At 63.8% G+C, this 22,692-nt stretch carries 16 protein-coding genes; 3 read left to right on the top strand and 13 right to left on the bottom strand.

Annotated features, from left to right (window positions below; translation table 11 throughout):
- Window positions 1–86 precede the first annotated feature (86 nt).
- The 10 genes from CHB88_RS14225 to CHB88_RS14180 form a co-directional block, all read right to left on the bottom strand.
- Complete coding sequence (locus CHB88_RS14225) at window positions 87–2,543, bottom strand: penicillin-binding protein 1A (RefSeq protein WP_425436107.1); 2,457 nt, start codon at window positions 2,541–2,543, stop codon at window positions 87–89.
- Window positions 2,544–2,658: 115 nt separating this feature from the next.
- A complete protein-coding gene (locus tag CHB88_RS14220; RefSeq protein ID WP_176442482.1) occupies window positions 2,659–3,066 on the bottom strand; it encodes a BLUF domain-containing protein in 408 nt (135 codons plus the stop codon).
- Window positions 3,067–3,338: 272 nt separating this feature from the next.
- A complete protein-coding gene (locus CHB88_RS14215; protein ID WP_089400000.1) occupies window positions 3,339–3,566 on the bottom strand; it encodes a hypothetical protein in 228 nt (75 codons plus the stop codon).
- Between the two features lie 107 nt (window positions 3,567–3,673).
- Window positions 3,674–5,665, bottom strand: coding sequence for a sensor histidine kinase, YfiR-like protein-associated (locus CHB88_RS14210; protein WP_089399999.1), 1,992 nt, complete (start codon window positions 5,663–5,665; stop codon window positions 3,674–3,676).
- Window positions 5,662–6,291 carry a TOL_0243 family YfiR-like periplasmic protein gene (locus CHB88_RS14205; protein WP_089399998.1) on the bottom strand — a complete coding sequence of 210 codons (630 nt, stop codon included), beginning with the start codon at window positions 6,289–6,291 and terminating at the stop codon, window positions 5,662–5,664. The genes CHB88_RS14210 and CHB88_RS14205 overlap by 4 nt, the downstream gene beginning before the upstream one ends.
- Window positions 6,292–6,320: 29 nt before the next feature.
- Window positions 6,321–8,195 carry a TOL_0244 family TonB-dependent receptor gene (locus CHB88_RS14200; RefSeq protein WP_089399997.1) on the bottom strand — a complete coding sequence of 625 codons (1,875 nt, stop codon included), beginning with the start codon at window positions 8,193–8,195 and terminating at the stop codon, window positions 6,321–6,323.
- A gap of 229 nt (window positions 8,196–8,424) precedes the next feature.
- The gene (locus CHB88_RS14195) at window positions 8,425–9,396 is read right to left on the bottom strand and encodes a Bug family tripartite tricarboxylate transporter substrate binding protein (RefSeq protein ID WP_089399996.1); all 972 of its coding nucleotides are present in this window, start codon (window positions 9,394–9,396) and stop codon (window positions 8,425–8,427) included.
- Between the two features lie 60 nt (window positions 9,397–9,456).
- Window positions 9,457–10,374 (bottom strand): alpha/beta hydrolase, encoded by a 918-nt coding sequence (locus tag CHB88_RS14190; protein WP_089399995.1) that lies wholly within the window; start codon window positions 10,372–10,374, stop codon window positions 9,457–9,459.
- Between the two features lie 139 nt (window positions 10,375–10,513).
- Window positions 10,514–11,191 carry an HD domain-containing protein gene (locus CHB88_RS14185; RefSeq protein ID WP_089399994.1) on the bottom strand — a complete coding sequence of 226 codons (678 nt, stop codon included), beginning with the start codon at window positions 11,189–11,191 and terminating at the stop codon, window positions 10,514–10,516.
- Between the two features lie 44 nt (window positions 11,192–11,235).
- A complete protein-coding gene (locus CHB88_RS14180) occupies window positions 11,236–11,652 on the bottom strand; it encodes a surface-adhesin E family protein (protein ID WP_143131279.1) in 417 nt (138 codons plus the stop codon).
- Between the two features lie 192 nt (window positions 11,653–11,844).
- Here CHB88_RS14180 and CHB88_RS14175 point away from each other — a divergent pair, with 192 nt between their 5' ends.
- Window positions 11,845–12,126: a hypothetical protein gene (locus CHB88_RS14175; protein WP_089399992.1), complete on the top strand. Its 282-nt coding sequence runs from the start codon at window positions 11,845–11,847 to the stop codon at window positions 12,124–12,126.
- 47 nt (window positions 12,127–12,173) lie between these two features.
- A complete protein-coding gene (locus CHB88_RS14170; protein ID WP_089399991.1) occupies window positions 12,174–12,878 on the top strand; it encodes a DUF4142 domain-containing protein in 705 nt (234 codons plus the stop codon).
- 119 nt (window positions 12,879–12,997) lie between these two features.
- On the opposite strand, the gene CHB88_RS14165 is transcribed toward CHB88_RS14170, so the two are convergent.
- Complete coding sequence (locus tag CHB88_RS14165) at window positions 12,998–13,228, bottom strand: hypothetical protein (protein WP_089399990.1); 231 nt, start codon at window positions 13,226–13,228, stop codon at window positions 12,998–13,000.
- Between the two features lie 215 nt (window positions 13,229–13,443).
- Here CHB88_RS14165 and CHB88_RS14160 point away from each other — a divergent pair, with 215 nt between their 5' ends.
- Window positions 13,444–15,804: a putative bifunctional diguanylate cyclase/phosphodiesterase gene (locus CHB88_RS14160; protein ID WP_143131278.1), complete on the top strand. Its 2,361-nt coding sequence runs from the start codon at window positions 13,444–13,446 to the stop codon at window positions 15,802–15,804.
- On the opposite strand, the gene CHB88_RS14155 is transcribed toward CHB88_RS14160, so the two are convergent.
- Together CHB88_RS14155 and CHB88_RS14150 are read right to left on the bottom strand one after the other, a co-directional pair.
- Complete coding sequence (locus CHB88_RS14155; RefSeq protein WP_176442481.1) at window positions 15,799–18,870, bottom strand: bifunctional diguanylate cyclase/phosphodiesterase; 3,072 nt, start codon at window positions 18,868–18,870, stop codon at window positions 15,799–15,801. The genes CHB88_RS14160 and CHB88_RS14155 overlap by 6 nt on opposite strands.
- An 882-nt stretch (window positions 18,871–19,752) precedes the next feature.
- Window positions 19,753–22,440, bottom strand: coding sequence for a bifunctional diguanylate cyclase/phosphodiesterase (locus tag CHB88_RS14150; protein ID WP_176442480.1), 2,688 nt, complete (start codon window positions 22,438–22,440; stop codon window positions 19,753–19,755).
- Window positions 22,441–22,692: the final 252 nt, after the last annotated feature.

The raw sequence follows: 22,692 nt of genomic DNA, 5'->3' as shown, positions 1-22,692 counted from the left end.
TCACGACATCGTACGATCGCTCACGGGCTCGCGTGCGCGCCTGCATCGGCGCACGTCTTTGCCATTCGTTTTCTCGAATCCACTCTTTAAAACAGCTTCCTCAGCCCATCTATCGCATTCTGCACCCAGTGCCACTGGCGCTCGATGTCATCCTGCGCATTGCGCACATCCCTGAGCACCTGGTCTATCGCATCGAGCGGCCCGCCCTCCTTGCGCGGTTGCTGGGAAGGCGCGGGCGCCGGCTTGGCAGCCGGCTTCGGCGGCGCGGTCGGGCTGGGGCCGCCGAAGAGATTTTCGAACCAGTCCAGCACCGGACCCCAGATCGACGCGCCGGGCAGGGCGTCGCGGGCGCGCGGGAAGCGGGCCTGGGTGTCGATCATGCGGCTGCTTTGCGCGCGGCGGAAGAAATCGCCGACGATGGGCAGCGCATTGTGGGCGCCTTGTCCCCAGTAGCTGCTGCGCATGGTGATGCGCGGGTCGTCGAAGCCGACCCAGGCGCCGGCCACCAGGCGCGGGTGCATCAGGATGAACCAGCCGTCGGTATTGTCCTGGGTGGTGCCGGTCTTGCCGGCGACATCCGCGCCGATGCCGAACTGCGAGCGGATCGCCTGGCCGGTGCCGCGGTTGACCACGCCGCGCAGCATGCCGGTGAGGTCTTCCGCCACGCCGCGGCCCATCACCCGGTCGCTTTCGCCTCCGAACTCCACCAGCGTGTTGCCGTCCTTGTCCTCCACCCGCGTCACCAGCACCGGCTTGCGGTATTCGCCGCCGTTGGCGATGGTGCCGTAGGCGGTGGCCATCTCCGCCAGCGACACCGGGCTGGTGCCCAGCGCCAGCGCCGGCACCGGATTGAGCCGGCTCTGGCGCACGCCGCTGCGGCGGGCGAAGTCGGCGGCGATATTGGGGCCGATCACCTGCATGACCTGGGCGGTGATGGTGTTCTTCGAGTACATCAGGCCTTCGGCCAGCGTCATCGGCTTTCCGGTCGCGGGCGTGATGTCGGTCGGGCGCCAGATGGTGCCGTCGCGCATGCGGAAGTCGCGCACTTCGTCGATGAAGGTGCGGTCCGGCGTCATGCCCTGTTCCAGCGCCGCGCCGTAGACGAAGGGCTTGAAGGTGGAGCCGGGCTGGCGCTGGGCGCGCGCCACATGGTCGAACTGGCCGCTGTCGAAAGCGCGGCTGCCGACCCAGGCGCGCACTTCGCCGGTCTTCGGATCGAGGGCGATGAAGCCGGCTTCGAGGCGGGTCTTGTCGCGCCTGAGCTTGTCCATGAATTCGGCGTCGCCGCGCAGCTTGGCCAGCGCTTCGCCGCCGTCCATGCCGCCAGCCACCAGATTGCGCCAGGCGCCGGATTCGCGGATGAAGGCATCCACCAGATCCGGACGCTCGCTCCAGAGATGGCCGAACGGCCGCACCCGCTGGCGCATGCCGGCATAGGCAGCGGCGCTGGTCGACAGCAAACGGTCGCCGCGCATGCCCCATTCCACGTCGGCCACCGCCTGCAGCGCCTCGGTCTGCCGCGCCAGCGCCTGATTCGCCATGGCCTGCAGCCGGGAATCGATGGTGGTGCGCACCCTCAGCCCGTCGGTGTAGATGTTGTAGTCGTGGCGGTCGGCCCATTCCACCAGCCACTTGCGGATGTGCTCGGCGAAGTGCGGGGCGATGCCGCGTTCCTCCTGCAGCCGTTCGAAGTCGAGCACGATCGGCTTCTTCTTCATCGCTTCCAGCGCCGCCTCGGTGAGCACGCCGCGCCGCGCCATCTGCCCGAGCACCGCGTTGCGGCGCTCGGTGGCGCGCTTGATGTTGGTGACCGGATTGTAGTAGCTGGTGCCCTTGAGCATGCCGATCAGGGTGGCGCTTTCCAGCACGTTGAGCCTGGCCGCCGGCTTGTCGAAGTAGGTGCGCGCCGCCATCTCGATGCCGAAGGCGTTGTAGAGGAAGGGCACGGTGTTGAGGTAGGTTTCGAGGATTTCGCGCTTGGTGTAGGCGCGTTCGATCTTCAGCGCGGTGATCGCTTCCTTGAGCTTGCGCGACAGCGAGCGCTGGCGGCCGATCTCTTCCGGATAAAGATTGCGCGCCAGCTGCTGGGTGATGGTGGAGCCCCCCTCGGTGCGGCCGGCGAGCGTGTGCAGCACCGCGCCGCCGAGACGGTAGAAATCGATGCCGTGATGTTCATAGAAACGGTGGTCTTCGGTGGCGATCAGCGCCGCCACGACGTGAGGCGACACCTGGTCGAGCGGCACCCAGTCGCGGTTGAAGCGCTTGTAGCTGGCCAGCCATTTGCCGTCGGCCGAGATCAGCATGCTCGGCTGTTCCGCCTTGGCTTTCTTCAGGTCGGTGGCGCTGGGCGTCAGCGGGATCAGCAGAATGGTCCACAACAGGAGCAGCACGAAACCGGCAGCGCCGAGCAGGGCGCCTGCCTTGCCGGCAGCGAACAGCCGCACGCGCGGGCTGATGCCCGGGGCGGTCAGGGTTCTGAAGAGGCCGGCAGCGCGGGCCAGCAATGTCCGCAGTCGGGATGCGGGTGGGGTCGGTTGATCCAAGGAAGTCGGTCGTCAGCATGCTCGCCGCCCATGCGGCGGGATGCATTTTAGACGAGAAAGCTTGCTGCTTGGTTTCAGCCGGGCGCGGGCATGCCGGCCTGTGCCGATGCGCAGGTCAGCCGAAGCGGGTGCGCGCGCTGAGCGTGGCGAAGGAAGAATGCATGTGGGACACAGCGCAGTTGCCGCCCTTGCCCGCCGTGTTGACCGACAGCAGGAAATCGGTGCTGCGGAACAGCCGGTGTGCCGCCATCGGCTTGTCGGGGAAGGCGCGCTCGCTGATCGTCTGGCGCATGATTTCCGTGACGTCGCAATGGCGCGGATCGCGCCGTATCCTGTCATACAGCGCCAGCACCTCGTTTTCCGGTCCTTCCAGCGTTTGCAGGAAGCTGCCGGCGCCATAGGTCAGCATGCCGGTGATCCCACGCTGGCGGTTGTTGCGTTCGCTGACGGCGAGCAGGGCCGACATGGAGGCGCCGTCCGGCTGTCCGACGATCTGGCTGATGTACGATAGGGTGAATAGCATTGTCTCGCCGCTGGCTGTTTTTATTGGGGCCGGCCTCCGCAAGGAGAGCCCGCCTGCTTGATGCGCAATCAGCATTGTAGCGATTCATTGGCTTGCAGGAATACCTACCTGAAGGGATTTTGATCGCCTGCAATTGCCTGGCGAGGTTGGGCGCTGGGCAGCGCCCGGAATCCGGTGCGTTCCGGACCGGGGCATGCCCGCGGAAGCGGACGCCGGCCGGATCACCGGCGCGACGTCCTGGCCGCGTGGCCGAATCGAGCGACGGCCCGATGTCAGTGATGGCGCTGCTGCTTGGCGCCGCCGCCGGCGCCCTCATGCGTATCGGCCTTCACATCGCTCATGTTGTCGTGGCTGCTTTTCTGGCGCTGCCCCGCCTTGCCGTCCACCGACTTGGCTTCCGCCTCGGTGCGGGCATCGTCGTGCTGCTGGCCGGCATCCTGCTGCACCTGCTTGGCGTCGCCGCCCTTGGGCTGGCTGCCCTGAGTGTTTGCATTGGTCATCGATCTCTCCCGAAAAGGGCGCTTGGCCCTGGTGAAAACGATAGACCCGCCTGCCGATGGAAAGATTCCACATCCGTTGTCCCGCTACAAGACTTTCGCTCGATGGGCTACGCCTGCGGTACGCCTTCCAGCATGGCGGCGATGCGGGCGGCGAAGGCATCCAGCCGGAACGGCTTGGTCAGCAGCGAGGTGTCGGCATCGAACCGGCCTTCGTCGAGCGCGCCGGCCTGGGCGTAGCCGGTAATGAGCAGCACCTTCAGCCCCGGCCGCAGCCCGCGCGCCGCCTCGGCCAGCTGGCGGCCGTTCATGCCGTTGGGCAGCCCGATGTCGGTGACGAGCAGGTCGATGCGGCGACCGGACTGCAGCAGCGGCAGCGCTTGCGGCCCATCGCCCGCCTCCAGGACTTCATAGCCGAGCTCTTCCAGCATCTCTGCCGCCATCTGCCGAATCGGCGCCTCGTCGTCCACGACCAATACCGCATGCCGCGCTCGGGCCGGATGCAGGCCTTCGCTGGACGGTTTCAGCGCCTGCTGCGCTTCCTCGCTGCCGGCATGGCGCGGCATGTACAGCCATACCGTGGTGCCCTCCCTCGGTTCCGACTGGATGCGGATGAAGCCGCCGGACTGGTTGACGAAGCCGTACACCATCGACAGGCCGAGGCCGGTGCCCTGGCCGAGCGGCTTGGTGGTGAAGAAGGGATCGAAGGCGCGCGCCAGCACTTCCGGCGCCATCCCGACGCCGCTGTCGCTGACGCTGATGGCGACGTAATCGCGGCTTCCCGTCTTGCCGTCGGCATTGTCTTGGGTGGTGTTGCGGCTCTCGATATGCAGGCGCCCGCCGTGCGGCATGGCGTCGCGCGCATTGATCGCCAGATTCAGCAGCGCATTCTCGAGCTGGTGCGGGTCGCACATGGTGTTCCAGAGATCGGGCGCCAGATCGGTGGTCACCTGCACCGCCGGGCCGACGCTGCGCCGGATCAGGTCTTCCATGGAGCGCACCAGGGTGTTGATGCTGGTCGGCTTCGGGTCCAGCGCCTGGCGCCGCGAGAAGGCCAGCAGGCGGTGCGTGAGCGATGCCGCGCGGTCGGCGGAAGACATGGCGGAATCGACGTAGCGGCCGATGTCGCCGGTGCGGCCCTGGGCGATGCGCACCTGCATCATCTCCAGGTTGGCGACGATGCCGGCCAGCAGATTGTTGAAGTCGTGAGCGATGCCGCCGGTGAGCTGGCCCACCGCTTCCATCTTTTGCGCCTGGCGCAGCTGCTCATGCGCCGTTTCGAGCTCGGCGGTGCGGGCGGCGATGCGATGCTCCAGCGTATCGTTGAGCTGGCGCAGCGCTTCTTCCGCATGGCGGCGCTCGCCCATCTCCAGGATCAGCGCATCATTCGACCGGCGCAGCTCGGCGGTGCGCTGGCCGACTTCGCTCAGCATGCTGTTGAAGGCATCGACCAGCATGCCGATCTCGTCTTCGGTCGGCTTGGCGACGCGCAGCGAGAAGTCGCGCTTTTCTACCACCCGGCGCGCGATGTCGGCCACCGACAGGATGGGCTGGGTGATCGCGGCCTGCAGCCAGCCGGCCACCAGCGCCGCCACCATCAGGCTGGCGGCCATGACGACGGCCAGGATCGCGAGGTAGGTGCCGATGCGTCCGAGCAGGTCGTAACGGCCCTGCAGGTAGATGGTGCCGAACTTTTCGCCATTGGCCTGGATCGCCTGGTACACCAGGATCTGATCGATGTCGATGGTGCTGCCGGGCGGGTCGGGCAGGCGCGGAACCAGCCCGGCGGACCGGTCCGCCACATAGCTGGCGAACAGCTCGCCATCCTGGTTGTAGATCGCCGCGGCAAGGATGCCTGGACGCGCCTTCAGCTGCTCCAGGTTCTCGCGCGCCACGCGCGGGTCGTTGAACTCCAGCGCCGGCAGGCTGACGCCGGCCAGGATGTTGGCCTGCGTGGTGAGGTCATTCACCCAGCTGCGGCGGTAGTCCCGGATGTCGTAGGCCAGCATGGCCAGGGCCGACACCAGCAGCGCCATGAAGGTGGTGGCGAGCACCACAAGCATCAGCTTGCGCGAGATCGAACGCCGGATCGACCGCATCATGGCCGGGCTCCCTTGTGCACGGAAAGCGCCACCGACAGCATGCGCGAGCTGACCCGCAGTTCCGACCGCTCCACCGCGTCGAGGTTGACTTCGAAGCGCACCCGCTCATCGGCGAGGCGGAAATTGATCATGCTGTCCTGCGCCAGGCCCGGCTCGCTTTCGGTTACCGTCAGCACCGGCAGCTTCTGCGCCGCCTGCAGCCATGCGCCCTGGCGCGCCTGCTCGTCGCGGCCGATGAACAGCAGGTGGATGCCGGCCAGCGCCTCGCCCGCCTTCAGGCGCCGCACCTGCAGCGGCCGGTTGTTGACGGTGCGGCCGGCGCTGATGGCGCCCAGCTCCTGGGCAATCTCCGGCGCGCCCGCCACGCCGACGATGTAAGGCGCCGCCGCATCGGGAAACGACCAGGCCGGCCACTCGACGTAGCCGGGAAAGCGGTACAGCGAAGCCGCCTTGACCCGCTGCTCGACCGTGGCGCCCGACGGCACGCTGGCTTCCGGCGGGGGTGCCAGCTGCGCCTGCAGCGGCGGCATGCCAAGCGCCAGCGCCAGCAGCAGCGCGGTCTGCAGCAGCCAGGCCGGTCCGCGTCCGGGCGCGGCGCGGCGGCCGTAGGGAGGGTGAACAAGCATGGGCGTGGACGTGGGATGCACTTTCCGGCTCAGTAACGCCACACCAGTTTCAGGAACACGGAGCGTTCGAACACGCTGCGCGCCGGCAAGCTGCCGAACTCCGCATGGTCATGGTCGAACAGATTTTGCACCAGCGCCGACAGTTCCAGGTCGCGCCGCAGGCGCCAGGCGAAACGCAGGTCGGTGCTGGTGTAGGCGGGCACGGCCGGCATGCCCAGGGCACCGCTGTGGCGCACGCTCAGCTCCACCTCCTTGTCGGCGCTGATGTCGTAGGAACTGCGCAGCGTCCAGTAATTGCTGGGGTCGTTGGTGGCCAGGCCGGTCGCGCCGGAGGCATCGGTGCTGCCCGGCTTGAGCGAGGTGGTGATGCGCTGGGTCACCAGTCCGGCCGACAGGCGCCAGGCCTGGGTCGCCTGCCAGCTTCCCCACGCTTCCAGGCCGGTCGACCGGCCTTCGGCATTGTTGCCGAAGGTGGCGTCGAAGCCGCTGGCAGTGCGCTCCAGGGTGCGCAGCCGGTCGTAATGGGCGGTGAACACGGTCGCCGACACCAGCACCGAGGGCAGGGGCTGGCCGCGATAGCCGAGTTCCAGCACCTTGGCCACCTCCGACTGGAAATTGGGACCGCCGGCCACCACAAAGCGCGGGCTGCCGTTGACCACGAGCGGCGTGGTCGGGCTGTAGAAGTCGCGGTCGATGCGCGACGGCGCCCGCACCGAGCGCGATGCCGCGCCCCACAGCAGATGATGCTCGGCCGGCTTGTAAGCCAGGCGCAGCGTCGGCAGGACCTCGAGGCCGGTATAGCTGTTGTGCTCCAGCTTCAGGCCGGCGGTCAGGCGCAGGTCGGGCCGCACGGCGATTTCATCCTGAGCGAACACGTTGGACCATTGCAGGTTGCGGCGGCCGGGCAGGAAGGCGAAGGCCCGGTCGTTCTGCACCGCGTCCACCGCGAGGCGGTAGCCTCCGCCCCAGGTCAGGTTGTGGCGCTGGCCCAGCCGCAGCGCATGCTGGGCTTCCAGGTCCAGGGTGTGCAAATGCTCGAAGAAGGCATTCGGCTGGTTGCGCTCGGTGTAGTCCCAGTAAGCCTGCAGGCTGAGGTCGGAATCCTGGCCGAGCCGGCGCTTGAGGCTGCCCACCAGGTTGGCGCCGGCGATGGCGATATCCGCCGTGCCTTGCTGATGCAGGCGGCCGTCGTAGGCATCGCCGTGTACGGTGAGGTCGTCGCCGCCGCTGCGCCAGTCGCTGCGGAAGCCGGCCTGGCGACGCCGCCAGCCGGTCAGGCTGGTGCCGCCGTCGGCGCGGCGGGTGTCGTCGTCCTGAGCGAGCTTGCCGTAAACCCGGTAATGGCCGCCATTGGCCATGTCGCCGCCATGGCGCACGGCAGCCTGGCGCTCATCCTTGCTGGCGGAGAGGCTGACCAGGCCGCCCCGGGTGTCGCCGGCCGGCCGGGTGATGACGTTGATGACGCCATTGACCGCATTCACGCCCCACAGCGTGGAACCGGGGCCGCTGATGACTTCGATGCGGTCCACGTCCTCCAGCACCACATCCTGGGCATCCCAGTAGACGCCGGAAAACAGCGGCGAGTACACGGTACGCCCGTCGATCAGCACCAGCAGCTTGTTTTCGAAAGGGCTGTTGAAGCCGCGTGCGGTGATGGCGTAGTTGCGGGCATCGACCCGCGCCACCTGCAGGTTGGGCGCCAGGCGCAGTGCTTCCGGCAGGCTGGTCGCGCCGTAGCGGCGGATGTCCTCGGCGGTGATGACGAAGATGGATGCCGGCGCATCAGCCAGCAGTTCGCTCCGCTTGGAAACCGAGGTGACGCGGATGTCGGCCAGTTCCTCCAGGCTGAGGTCGGCCAGGTGACGGCTGTCCACCGGGGCGGCGCCGGCCGGCAGGCAAAGCATGCCGAGCAGCCAGGGAAGCCAGCGCCATGCCCGCCGACAGGCAGGCGGCACCGTGGGAACGTGAACTGTTGACGCAAGTCGGCTCATGGGCGAAACAGGCTGGTGAGACGCGGATGGCGCCACGGTCGGCCGTGGCGGGCGAATTGATGCTAGCCAAAATAGCACCCCGCCAGCTTAGCGCATGATGACGAAAATAAACACTCTTGACGTTATTCTTTAGTGATAGGCGCTAATCCACCTTGATGCCCGCCTCCTTGACCACGGCGCTCCACAGGTCCCGCTCCCGCAGCAGATATTCGCCCAGTTCCTCCGGCGTGGATGGGCTGGGTTCGACGCCGGCAGCCGTGAACTGCTGCTGGGCATCGGGCGAATTCAGGATCTTCACGATTTCCGCATTCAGCCTGGTGACGATATCCTTGGGCGTCTTCGCCGGCGCCAGCAGCGCCAGCCAGACGTTGGCATCGTAGTCCGGCACGCCGGCTTCCTGCAGGCTGGGCACGTCCGGCATCAGCTTGCTGCGCTTGGCGGTGGTGACGGCCAGCGCCTTCACCTTGCCGGACGGCAGATAGGTGAGGGCGTTCGGCACCCCGGCAAAGCTGCTTTCCACCACGCCGGCCACCAGGTCCTGACCCGCCTGGCTGCTGCCGCGGTAGGGCACATGCTTGAGCTGCACCCCCGCGCGGGCGGCGAACAGTCCGCCCATCAGGTGCTGCGAACTGCCGTTTCCAGAAGAGGCATAGTGGATCGCATTCGGCTGCACCTTCGCCAGCTCGATGAAGTCCTTCACGCTGTTTGCCGGCACCTTGCTGTTCACCAGCAGCACATAGGGCGACTCGACCAGCTTGGCCACCGGCGTGAAGCTGGCGATGGGATCGTAGCCGAGGTTCCTGTACAGCGCCGACCCGATCACATGGGTGGTGGACACCATCACCAGGGTATAGCCGTCCGGCGCCGCCTTGGCCACCTGCTCGGTGCCGATGGTGGAGCCGGCGCCCGGCTTGTTCTCGACGATGAAGGATTGCCCGAGCGAAGCTTGCAGCCGCTGCGCCAGCAGCCGCGCCACCACGTCGGTGAAGCCGCCCGGCGCGAACGGCACCACGAGCTTCACCGGCCGCGACGGATAGCCGTCGGCATGCGCCGGCGCGCCCACGCCGAGAGAAAGCGACAACAGCACTGCGAATGCACCCAGAACCGATTTCATGCCTGACCTCCCTGCTGGAAAACCAACCCGGAAACCGCGAATGACGATGACTAACCGCGCCTAGCCTTTGTAGACTTGCGGCGGCAGCGTCAGGAAGGCATGCAGGATGTGGTAGACCGACAGGTAGTTCTTCTGCTGGAAGCTGGCATGCGAAATGCCGGACATGACGGTGAACTGCTTGTCGGCGTTCGGCAGCAGGGTGAAGAAGCGGATCAGGTCGTCGAAGGACGCGATGCCGTCGTACTCACCGCGCATGATCATGGTCGGCACGGTGATCCGCGCCGGGTCCACCAGCGGCAATCTTGAGCACATGTCGACATAGGTGCCGGTCGGCACCGAGTCGTCCAGGCTGAGGATGGCGTTGGCGAAGGCATTGATGGTGGCTTCGTCGGCGGTGCCGGGATGGTCGCGGTTGAAGATGCTGTGCACGAAGGCGCGGTCGATCGGCCGCCTGTTCCTGGCGCTGAATTCGGGCAGCTTCTTGCGCCGCTCTTCCAGCGTCGGGCTGCCTTCGCCGGTCCAGACGAACGCATCCAGCGCCAGACGGGCCACCCGGTCCGGATGGCGCTGGGCGAACAGCGCCGCCTTCAGCGCGCCGGAGGAGATGCCGTACAGGTGCATCTGCCGGGCGCCGGTCTTGTCCATGATGTATTCGGTGCCGGCGGCGAGGTCGTCGGCGCCGTTGCCGATGTCGAAGTTGATCGGCCGCTGCTTGTCGGAGCGGCCGTAGCCTTCATTGTCCATGCACCAGGTATCGAAGCCGCGGGCAGCGAACCAGTCCATCACCGAGGAATCCGGCCGGCCCGGCACGCTGAGATCGAAGGTCGGCTGCGAGGCCATCGAGGAGCCGTGCACGAACAGGATGGTGCCCTGGAACGGTACGTCCTTCGCCGCCGGCTTCTGCCACAGGAAAAGCCGGATGTCACCGCCCTTGCGGGTCCAGTGCTCGATACCGCCCTGCCACGTCACTTCGTTCATGTCGTCTCCTTCGCGGTTTTATTTATTGGCCTCCATCATGGATTTGCCAGGAAGCGCCCCTTTTGATGTAAAGCAAGCTTCGTGACAGGCGGTTTTCTGAGCGCTTGTACGCAATGCCAGACAAGTAGTGACCAGGCGCTCACTCGGATGCGCTGCCCAGCCAGTCGGCGGCGAAGCGACGCTGGAAGTCCTTCAACCATGCCAGACGTTCGTCTGCCAGCCGGCGGCCCGCCGCGGTCTGCATGGAAGCGGGCAAGGTGGCGAGCTTGACGTCGATATGGTCGAGCGCGTAGGCGCGGTCATCCGGCCGGCGGGCGCGGGCCAGGGGATCGTCGGCATGGGCCAGCGCGGAACCCATGCGGCCGGCGGTATAGAACAGGCGCGCCAGGCCGATCGGGCCGAGGGCGTCGAGCCGGTCGGCATCCTGCACGATGCGGGCCTCGATGGTGCGGGGCGCGATGCCGGCGGAAAAGCTGTGCGCCTCGATCGCATGGGCCACGCTGTCCAGGCGCGCGGCCGGAAAGGCCGCGGCGAGCAGGCGTTCCCGGGCGAGCTCGGCCGCCATCGTCGAGGCTCTTTCCCGCTGCGGATGGTTCTTCGGCAGGTTGACGAGATCGTGCAGATAGCATGCGGCCAGCACCGTCAGCGCATCGGCCTCGGGATGGGCGTGCAGCATCGCGCGGGCCGCCGACCAGACCCGATGCAGGTGGTTCAGGTCGTGGGCGCCGTCTTCTCCCGCTTCGGCGGCGGCGATGGCGGCCAGGCGCGGGCGCCATTGCTCGATCAGGTCATCGCTTGCGGCGGTTTGGTCTGGCATGGCGCTCAATGGTGGCTAGGAAAATCGAAAGGGGGCTCACTCGGCTAGCTCTTCGGACAGGCCAGCTTGAATATCGCCGCCTGCGGCGTGTTCGGTGCGAGCACTTCCCAGTTCTGCGGGACCGACCTCACGCCGACCACTTTGCCGGCAGCCATGCGCTCGGCGTAGTTGACCACGTTGACGGTGCGCGCCAGGTGCTCGGCGCAGTTGAATTCGATCTGCACCCGGGACGAATGGGCGTATTCGTTTTCACGCTGCAATTGCGGGACGTCGGCATCGAACAGGGTCCATATGCTGACCAGGTCCCCATTGCGGCGCAGGCTCCCGCGGTCGGCATAGGTGACGCCCTGGGCTTCGAGTCCGATGCGGGTCCATTCGCCGGACGCCGCCAGGGCAGGCGCGGCGGCAAGCAGCAGGAGGGAAAACGTTTTGAAGCGTGGCGGGTTGCCTTGTCGTTTCATGATGGTGTCCTTGGGCAAGCCGCCACGATAGCAGAAGCCGGTAATGCGGATGCGACCGCCCATGGAATGGCGCTCTGCCAAGTAAAAAAATGCAAGGTTTTGCGGAAACCTTAGCTGCCCACTCGATTTCCAATCGCAAGGAGACGCCCATGCCCTTGGCGTTGGCGTACGCACCGAAAGGAAAATACCGACATGAATTCCGTCAACGTACTGGAAGGCAAGCGCGATGCGGTGCGCGAACTGGCACGCATACGCTATGACAGCACACTAAGTCTGATAGAGCCGGATGCCAGCAAGAAGCATGAGGAACTGCGCTTCCTCATCGATGCGCCGCCGGGCATCACGCTTACCGAACTGGGAAACATGGAGGCCGAACTGGAGGAGTTGCTCGGCATGCCGGTGCATCTCCTGGCGCCGAGCGACCTGCCCCCGGAGGAAAGAGAACGCATGGCGACACGCGCGAAGCTGCTCTAGAACCCGCTCCAGTAATTGAATTGATTACAGGCTAAAGGAGAACCCACATGCCCAAGTTACACCACCACTCGCTGCGGTGCATGCTTGCCGGCGCCGTCTTGCTCGCCTCGCTGCAACCGCTCGCGGCCGCCGCGCAGGGCAATCATCCGCCGCAGGGGCGGGCGCAGAGCAGCGCCATGACCGGCGCGGACGAGGACAAGGCCCAGATCTCCAATGCGGACAAAAACCTGATGCGGGAAATGACGCAGGCCCATCTCTTCGAAATCAAGATGTCGGCCCTGGCCACTGCCATCTCGCGCAATGACACCGTGCGGACCTACGCCGAAAAGATGCTGAACGAACATGTCGATGCGCTGGAAGACCTGCGCAAGCTGGCGGCGAAGAGCCGGGTGGTGCTGCCCGGCGGCCTGGAGAAGGACCAGGCCGGCGCGCTGCACAAGCTGGCATTGGCGGCCGGCGATGAATTCGACAAGATGTACCTTACCCAAGCGGGTCCGGAGAGCCATCAGCAATCGCAGCGCCTGTTCCAGGAAGCGAGCGGTAAGGCGCAATCGGCCGACCTGAAGGACTATGCGGCGAAGGTGCTGCCGGTCGTCAACCAGCATTTGCAGATGGCGCAGAAGATGACGGCCGATCCCAACTCGGCGGCCGCCACGGCGAAGGCCAATGTGAGCGCCGGCAATGCCATGAACGCGCCTTCGCCAGCGGGCACCCAGCCGCCCTCCGGAGCTGCGCCGGCTCCGGCGAAATGATATGGCGGCCGCCAAGCGCGGCCGCCATGGGGCGGGTCTCGGCGAGGCCAGGGCAGGCCGCTTGGCGCTGCTCTGTTTTCCGCTGCGCCGGGGCTTGCGGGAAATTCTCGCGAAAGCGCTCAGGAGGCGCCGGCCGCGCCCCTGAACTGTCTGGTCCTTCGATAGCGAACCAGCGCCTGCGCCAGGCAGGCCCACTCCCACTCCTCGCGGTAAAGCTCGGCGCTGCGCTCTATATAGTGATAGACCCACCCGCACTCGCAGCATTCGGGGCAATCCAGATCGGGGATGGCTTGCGCCATGTAGGCCGCGAGCTGATGCAATTCTTCCAGCGTGATTTCTTGCTTGTCCATAAGCATTCCATGATGGTTCGCGTGTCGCCCATGCCTGTCAGACACCGGCAAGTGGCAGTAATTCATTGCCAACCTTTGTGTAGATCAAATAGGGACGCAAGGCCCGGCTTCAACTGAAATCTGCGCTTTGTAATTGCTGGTTGTGTTGTGGGGGCCTGACAATTACAAGCCGAGCCTGGATATCGACGCGAATTCGACTGACGCGCAATTTCCCCGTGTTAAGATCGCGAGACCTCCGCATCTCCCTCTCTTCCATCTTCATGATCGTCGGCGCAAACGCCAGAAGTTTTCAACGCAACAGCCTCATTCTTCTGTGCACCATCATCGGATTCAGCCTGGCGCTGCTCGTGGCGATCTGGCTGACGATTCATGCCCACCTGCTCAGGGAACGAGAGCGCACGATGCTCGCCACCTTCGCCGGCCTCGACAAGATCGTGCGCACCTACGAGAAGCAGACTCTGCTCTCGCTGCGCCAGTTCGACCAGGTGTCGAAATTCCTGAAATACGAGTACGAGCAATCCAACGGCAGCGTCGACCTGGGGCGCACGGTGCAACGGGCGGTGCTGGCGTCGGATGCGGTGATCCTGGCCTCCATCGCCAACGAGCATGGCGATATCGTGGCGGCCACGGCCGGCAACGCCTCGAAGCCGGTCAATATCCGCGACCGGGAGCATTTCCGCGTGCACTTGGGCACGAACAGCGACCGCCTCTTCATCAGCGCGCCGGTGATCGGCCGGGTGTCGGGCGAAGAAACCCTGAACATGAGCCGGCGTCTGAACCACGCGGACGGAAGCTTCGCCGGCGTCGTGGTGGTGTCGGTGAAGCCGTCCGTGCTGACGGACTCCTACAACGAGACCGACCTCGGGCGCGAGGGCATGCTCAGCGTGCTTGGCAAGGATGGCATCTATCGCGCGCTGCGGATCGGCGCGGCAAACCGGCGCAGCATGAAAATCGATTTCGACCGCTTCGTGGCGGCGCAACAGGATGCGGCACGCCGGTCGGCAGCCCTGACCCTCCCGGAGCTCGACCCGGTCAGCCGCTACTCGGTGATGCTGAATCTGAAGGAGTATCCGCTGGCGATCAGCGCCGCCATTCCGGAGGCGGACGTCATGCGGCAGATCGGACACGAGGCGGACAGCGAATACCGCTGGGGCCTGCTCGCCTCCGCGCTGACGCTGCTGTTCATGCTGGTGGCGATCACGCTCGCGCTCAAGCTGAACAGCCGCCAGCGGATGATGGAGCGCCTCGCCACCCACGATCGGCTGACGGCCCTGCCCAACCGCAGCCTGCTCAACAGCCACCTGGCCCGGATGATCGAGCGCACCGAACTGCGCCAGGAACAGGCGATCGCCGTCATGTTCATCGACCTGGACCGTTTCAAGGAAGTCAACGACACGCTCGGGCATGCAGCCGGCGATGAACTTCTGAGCGAGGCGTCGCGGCGGCTGCGTCGCGTCGTGCGCGATGCCGACCTGGTGGCACGGCTCGGCGGCGACGAGTTCAGCGCCGTCGCCTTGTGCTCGCATGGCCGCGAATCGGCCAGCGCCCTGGCGGAGAAGCTGCTGGCCGCGCTGGCCGCGCCCTTCAGCGTCGCCGGCCAGGAAATGTTCATCAGCGCCTCCATCGGCATCAGCCTCTTTCCCAGCGACGGCAGGGATAGGGAAGAGCTGTTCAAGAACGCCGACACCGCGATGTACCAGGCCAAAGCAGCCGGCCGCAACCGCTATGCCTTCTTCACGCCCGAGATGAGCATGGAAATGAAGGCCCATCTGTCGGTGGAACAGGCGCTGCGCCGCGCGCTTGAGCGGCATGAATTCGAAGTGCATTATCAACCGCGCATCGACCTGCGCAGCATGCAGATAGTCGGCATGGAAGCCCTGCTGCGCTGGAACCATCCCGAACTGGGGCGGGTGCCGCCGATGCAGTTCATTCCGATCGCCGAAGAGCGCGGCCTGATCGAGCCGATCGGCCGCTGGGTGCTGCAGGAAGCCTGCGCCCGTACCCGTTACTTCATCGACCGCTTCGGCCGGCCGCTGCGGGTGTCGGTCAACATTTCCGCCTGCCAGCTGCAGCGCTTCAGCCTGGTGGGCGATGTAAGGGCGGCGCTGGACGCGGCGGGCCTGCCGCACGGCCTGCTGGAACTGGAACTGACCGAAAGCGCGCTGGTGAACGACATGGAGCTCTCGGCCCGCATGCTGGCCCAGATCAAGAAGCTCGGCATCCAGATCGCGCTCGACGATTTCGGCACCGGCTACTCGGGGCTGGCTTACCTGCAGCGCTTTCCGATCGACGTGCTGAAACTGGACCGTTCCTTCATCAACCAGCAGGAGGGTGCCGAGAGCCGCAAGGTGATCGAGGCCTTCATCCGCCTGGCCCATGTGCTCGACCTGAAGGTGGTCGCTGAAGGGATCGAAACCGCCGACACCACCTCCATGCTGAAGGGCTTGGGCTGCGACGAAGGGCAGGGATACTTCCTTGGCAAGCCCATGCCGGCCGCCGAGTTCGAACGATTTCTGATGCAGACGCCCGGCTTGCGCTGCGCGGCCCCTGCTTTGGCGCATGGCGAAGCCCTATGACGCAGCCGCTTGCATTCCTTCCTTCGCCTTTAATTTTTGCAGCCAGGATTTGAACGGCATCGGTGGCGCCAGCAAATATCCCTGCAAGAAATCGCATCCCGCCGAATAGAGAAAGCGGGATTGTTCCGGCGTTTCAACGCCTTCGGCCACGACCTTGAGATTCAGGTTTTTGGCCAGAGACAGGATGGACTGGACGATGGCGGTGCCGCCTTGGTCGTCCGGCGTACACCGGACGAAGCTGCGATCGATTTTCAATTCATACAACGGCAATCGACGCAGGTAAGCGAGGCTCGAATAACCGGTCCCGAAATCATCGATCGAAAACCGGATTCCCATGTCGACCAGCTCATCCATCCGGGCAATCGTTTGATCGAGGCGGTCGATCAGAAGGCCTTCGGTGACTTCGAAAATCAACTGCGATGCGGGGGCGCCCGTTTCCCTCAGGATCTTGCCCACCATCTCGACGAATTCCGTCTCATGGAACTGGCGAGGACTGACATTGACCGAGACCGTCATCGGTCGCTCTTCGGTATGCAGCCTGAGGAGTGTTTGACATCCTTCCCTGATAGTCCATTCTCCCAGGCGGCAAATGAGGTCTGATTCTTCCGCAACCGGAATGAAGGCCGCCGGAGAGAGTATGCCTCGAACCGGATGCGTCCAGCGCACCAGCATCTCGCATCCCACCGGCCGGCCATGCATGGTGAACTGGGGTTGCAGATACATTTCAAGTTGCGATGTGCCGAGCGCATGAGCCAGCTCGTTTTCGAGCGATAGCCGCTCTTCCACCTGCATCTGCATCGAAGGTTCAAAAAACGCGATCCGATTGCGCCCCGCATGCTTGGCTCGGTACATGGCGGTATCGGCTTCGCGCAGCAAGTCTTCAGTGGTCTGGTCTGCTTTCGGGAAGAGAGTCACCCCTATGCTTGCCGCCGCGCCGTAGGGCTGGCCGTTGATCTGGAAAGGCAGCGTCAATTTTTCCTGAATTTTCTCGGCAGCCGCCATCGCCTGCTGCGCGCCTGCGAAGAGGTCGGTGGCGAGATCGGGCATCAGGATGACGAACTCATCGCCCCCGATTCGTGCGACGGTGTCTTCACTGCGCATCAGCGATGAGAGTCGATCGGCAACCTGCTTCAGCAATTCGTCGCCGATGGCATGCCCCCGCGCATCGTTGACGTTCTTGAAGCGATCGAGGTCGATGAACATGACTGCCCCGATCTGCTTGAGGTGCTGCGCCACCGCATGAAGCAGCGCCAACCGATCCATTAAAAGCCTGCGGTTCGGGAGGTGGGTCAATGCGTCGAAAAAGGCCAGCTGATGGATGTTTTGTTCTGCCTTGATTCGTTCGGTGATATCTCGCAATATCAGGCTGCAGATGGGTTTGCCTTCATCATCCTTATACACCGAGGCGGCCAACTCGGCTTCGAAACGGGTTCCATCGCCGCGCTTCATGGTCAGTGTGCCGCGGGCCTGCCCCGTTGCGTCACGTTCCTCGAGCAATGGCTGGAGTCGGGCATCCTCGGCAAACACTACATCATCCCGCGTACACTTGATCAGCTGGGCTTCGCTCATGCCAAAAATACTGCAGGCTGCGGGGTTGGCCTTGATTATTTTTCCAGCGCCGTCGGTTTGCAGAATCCCATCCAAGCTGTTTTCAAAGAGAAGACGAAAGCGATTCTCATTGGCGCGCTGGGCCTGCTCAGCCACCTTGCGATCGGTGATGTCCTGAATTGCACCGGAATAAAGGATAGGTGTTCCCTGCTCGTTTTTCTGCAGAAATCCATAAGCATCAATCCACCGGATCGTCCCTCCGGGCTGAACGAGCCGGTACTGCAAGCGAAGCGGTTCCCCGCCTGAGAACAGCCGTTCGCGATGCTTTTTCACGAGCTCCCGGTCATCCGGGAAAATCATCGATTGATATTGTTCGACGGTCAGCGGACCAACGGCGGGATCCAGACCCAGGATTTCGTAAACGATCGGAGATGCCGTGTAGAGCCGGGTTTGCAGGTCAAGTTGATAAAACCCCACGCGAGTGATTTGCTGTGCTCTGATCAATTGCTGCTGATTTTTTTCCAGCTTGGAAAGCATGCTGGAAAATCCTTCGTTTAACTCCATGAATTCAAGATTCTTGGCGACGGGTGTTGAACAGGCATTAAAGCTTTGCCCCTGTTCCACGCAACGCATGCGTTCGAGTAACTGTGCCACCGGTTTCGCCAAGCAGCGCTGGGCGAATAACCAGGCTGCCAGCAATCCTGCGAGAGATGCCAGCGTCATCAGTATCAGCTGCTGCCTGAAATGCCCATTGGCGACGGAAACGATATCTTCTTTACGCACGCTGATGGCGACCATCAGCCCATCCGGGCCGGTTCCGCCAATGGGTTTTAATGTGTGGAGCCATGCGTTACCCTGCTTGTCCGAAGCCATGAAATCGGCAGGAGCGTGGCGCAGGATCGCAGACTTCAACATCGGGTTCGAGACGGGCACGCCAAGCTTCTCCGTTGTATTGACGCTCGTCGCCAGGACGTTTGCATTGGCGTCCACGACACTGATGTGAAAGTATTCAGGCAAGGCGATCGACTGAAGCTGACGGTTGGTGTAGTCGAGGTCAAGCAAGCCGACCGCCACGCCGATCAGGTTGTCGGCATAGTCGTAGACTGGCATCCCGAAACCGATCGAATTTTTTCCGCTTGCCAGCCGAACAACATCTCGTCCCAAAGAAAATTCCTTGCCCGCGATGGCGTTCAGAAAGTAGCTGCGGCTAGCGGTCTGGGCATGGGGTAAAGATTCATTCGCTTGGCAAACCACATTCGCATGCATGTCCAGCAAGGATATGTTTGCATTGCCGGGCGATGCCACCAGGACATTCTGCAAAAACTCGATGCACAACGAATGCAGGTTCGAGCGCCTGAGCGATGGTCCGCTGGCGACAGTTGCCAGAATTTGCCGCTCACCTTCCACCAGCTGCTGTTGATTGGCAACGACCAGCTTACCGACAGATTCCAGTTCCAGCTTCGCCTTGCTCAATTCATCTTGTTGGATGGTGCTGGTGGTATAGATGAACAGCAGCAAGCCTGGCGCCAGGGCTATTACCGCCAGCAGGATCAGGAGCGACTGTAAGCGAAGCCTTCGATACGATGCCAGTCGGTCAAGAGCCGGGAAAAATGGGAGCTTACGCATTGTCGAGTACTTTCTGGCCTATCAGCTCTCCAGTCCCGTGAAAATCGCTACCTACGGTAAGAGGGTAGTGTGTCGCATTTCGTGATGAATCCGGGCAATGGCAAATGTTTTTTTATTGTCAGGGAGGAATGCAGACCGCTGGTGTGGCTTGCCTATCAAGAGGTAGCCAGCAGAGTGGTGCAGGGTAGTGCAGCGTGGCCCCGATTCATGTCGGCGTCTTAACGCAAATGTCTTGAATGCGCATAGGGGAGCGACAGCAGGTCGAGATACACGCTTTGCTGTCTGTTGCAGGATGGAAGCGATCCGGCTCATGGGTTTCAGAAACGAATGTCAGCGCGATCCGTCCACGGGGAATTAGTCTACCCCTTTAAGGCTGCATATACATAGGCCTCGCAACAGGCCCGAGGATAAAGTTTTGATGGAAGTCAGATTTGGTGAATACCGACCAACAATTTCGTGAGGCAATGCTTGAGGCGGATAACTGCTTCTCCCTGTCGTCGGCCGGAGCGGGCGATGGAATGCTACGCTCGATAATGAGCGGAAATGGATCGCCAAGCCAACGCTAACCGAACCCTATCTCCCACCCATGACGATCAAAACGGGAGTCGGCTTTTGGCCTGAAACCGCAAAGACGGGCAGCACCCGAGCCCAACCAGCGGACCTTGACGGAAAAATGATGAATGCATCTTTTCGCGGCGGGCGCTCTTCCGGTTTGTCATCCGGACAGGGACGCCGGAACAACGGAAAGATTGCCGCATTCGGTCCCTTCTTAGATCAGGCGGCCAGTTTGATCGGCTTGGCGATGATTTCCGGCACGTCGTTCGCCGGCACCGGGCGCGACACGTAGAACCCCTGGATTTCATCGCATTCGAGGCGCTTCAGGATGCGCGCCTGCTCCGGCGTCTCCACCCCTTCCGCCACCACCCGCATCCCGAGCGAATGCGCCATGGTGACGATGGCGGAAAAGAAGATTTCGCCCTGGCGGGTCTTGCCGAGTTCGGAAGTGAATGAACGGTCTATCTTCAGACCGTCCATTTCCAGTCGCTGCAGCTGCGAAAGCGAGGAGTAGCCGGTGCCGAAGTCATCCACCAGCACCTTGATGCCGAGCTTCTGCAGCGAGATGAATTCCTCGCTGATGGCATCGCTGTCGCCCATCATCGAACTCTCGGTGACTTCCACTTCCACCATGTCGGGCGCCAGGCCGTGGCGCTGCAGCGCCGCCGACAGTTCCGCCTGCAATCCGCCTTTCTGGAACTGCTTGGCCGACACATTGATCGACACCGGAATGCCCTTCGCCTGCTGACGCGACCACTGCTCGATCTGCGCGCAGACCTTGCTGATCACCTGGCTGCCGACATTGACGATCAGGCCGGTCTGCTCCGCGATGTCGATGAACTTGTGCGGCTCAACCAGGCCGGTCTCCGGGTCTTCCCAGCGGATCAGCGCCTCCAGGCTGGTCACCTGGCCGGTCTGCATGTCGACCCGCGGCTGGTAGTACATCACGAACTGGTCGAATTCGATGGCATCGCGCAGGCGCCGCTCGATATTCAGGCGGGCGCGAAGGCTGTCGTAGAAGTCCGGGCTGAAGAAGCGCCACTGGCCCTTGCCAGCCTGCTTGGCGGAGTACATGGCGACGTCGGCGTTCTGCAGCAGCTCCTCGGCGCTGGCGCCGTCCTTCGGATACAGGCTGATGCCGACCGAGGCGCCGATGCTCTGCATGCCGGGATCGAGCTTGAACTTCTCGCTCAGCAGCTCCACCACCCGCGCCGCGATCTGCGCCGCCTCCGTCTCGCGGATGTCTTCCAGCACCAGCAGGAACTCGTCGCCGCCGAGCCGCACCGCCTTGTCCTTGGGCCGAATGACCGATTCCAGTCGCGCCGCCGCCAGTTGCAGCAGCTGGTCGCCGGCAGCATGGCCCATGGTGTCGTTGACCGCCTTGAAGCCGTCGATGTCGATATAGAGCAGGGCGACGTGGCAATGCCCCTGGCGCGCCCGTTCGATGATGCCCGGCAGCGAGGCATGCAGCCAGTGCCGGTTGTGCAACCGGGTCAGCGCATCTTCATTGCCCTTGCGTTCGAGTTCATAGATGTGGCGCTTGGTATCGCTCACGTCCCGCAGGGTGACGGCAATGCCGTTGGCCGACTTCACCAGGCGCCGGTGCACCCAGCGGGTGGTCGATCCATCGCTCGAGTGGATGCAGAACTCATCCTCTGCCACGCCGCGCTCCATCACGCCATGCAGGATCGCCATGAAGCGGCGGAAGGCCCTGGCGGGATAAATGTGGGACAGCGGCTTGCCGAGAAAATCGCGGCGCTGCTTCCACAGGATGGCGGCGCCGCGTTCGTTGCAGTCGGCGACATGGAAGTCGACGACGGCGCCGCGCCCGTCCAGCACCGGTGCGAGGATATAAAAGCCGTCGCTCGACGCTTCGGTGGCCACGCGGTACACCTGACGGATGTCGGCCGCATGGCGCCGGCTGCGCGCCAGGCGGATGGTCGACATGGTGCCGGACGCGGTCAGCAGCAACAGCAGCAGGCTGAGCAGGACGCCGGTCTTGATGGTGATGGCGCGCTTGCCATAGTAGGCGCCGAGCTGTTCCTCTTCATCCAGCGCCACCATGGCCATGAAGGGATAGTCCGGAACCCGCTGCCAGCCGCCGAAGCGGTTCCTGCCGTCGGTGAACCATTTGTTTCCGTCGAGCGGCATGCTGCCGGCATAGTCGGTGATGCCGGGCGCCTGCTTGAAAATCGTGTCGGCATCCGCGCTGGCGTGGGCGCCCATGCGCGTGGCGCGCACCGCGGCGTCATCGCCCACCACCGCCAAAACGCCGTCGGCGCCCAGCGGGCTCGATTCGAAGGCCGAGACGAAGTAGGCAGGATTGATGGAAACCACCACCACGCCGGCGAAGTTGCCCTGGCGATCCAGCATCTTGCGCGAGAACTGGATCACCTTCTGGCCGGACATCCGCCCGACCAGCGGCTTGCTGATGAAAAGCCGGTCGCCGCCGCTGCTCCGCTGCACCTGGAAGTGCTCGCGGTCGCGAATGCTGACCGGCCGCTCCAGCGGCTGCGTGCTCGAAATCACCTCGCCCTCGGCATCGGCCACGGCCACCAGGATCAGGCTGGTCGACGGGAACAATCCCTTCTGCGCCATCTGCTGCAGCGACACCGCGCCGTCGGCCAGCGACCAGGCGAAGCGCACAGTGAGGGCGATCTTGTCTATCGATTCGAAGGTGCGGTTGAGGTGGTCGGCGTAGGCCTGCGCCAGGATGCCGCTTTCCTTCAGCGCGAAGCGCTCCATGCTGTGCCGCTCGTTGCCGAGATGGTTCAGCAGCAGCGACCAGCCGAGCACCAGCACCAGCAGGCAGCATATGGGCCAGCTGGCGATGGACAGGAGGTTGTCAAATTTCGGCTTTTTCGTCCCGCCGACCATGGACAGTTTGTTTTTGGAATCGTGCGCCATCCTTCTCCCCATGACGTCGCTCCTGCAACCATGGTTGCAAAAGTTGCTATTAAATAACGGCACAGAATGGGCTTTGGAGGGGCAAGCGCCGAAGAAGTTTTATGGAAACGGCGAGAAAGTGAAATATTTACATGCTTGCGGGAAAAATTTCTGTTTCGTCAATTTTTCCGCTTTGAGCTTGCTCAATGCCCGATGGCAAAGCGTCGAGACTTGCTGAACCGCATGCTACATTGGCACCCGGAAATGCGGCAC

The organism is Noviherbaspirillum humi, from assembly GCF_900188095.1.
Taxonomy (GTDB): Bacteria; Pseudomonadota; Gammaproteobacteria; order Burkholderiales; family Burkholderiaceae_D; genus Noviherbaspirillum; species Noviherbaspirillum humi.
This window is presented reverse-complemented; position numbering and strand designations above follow the sequence as displayed.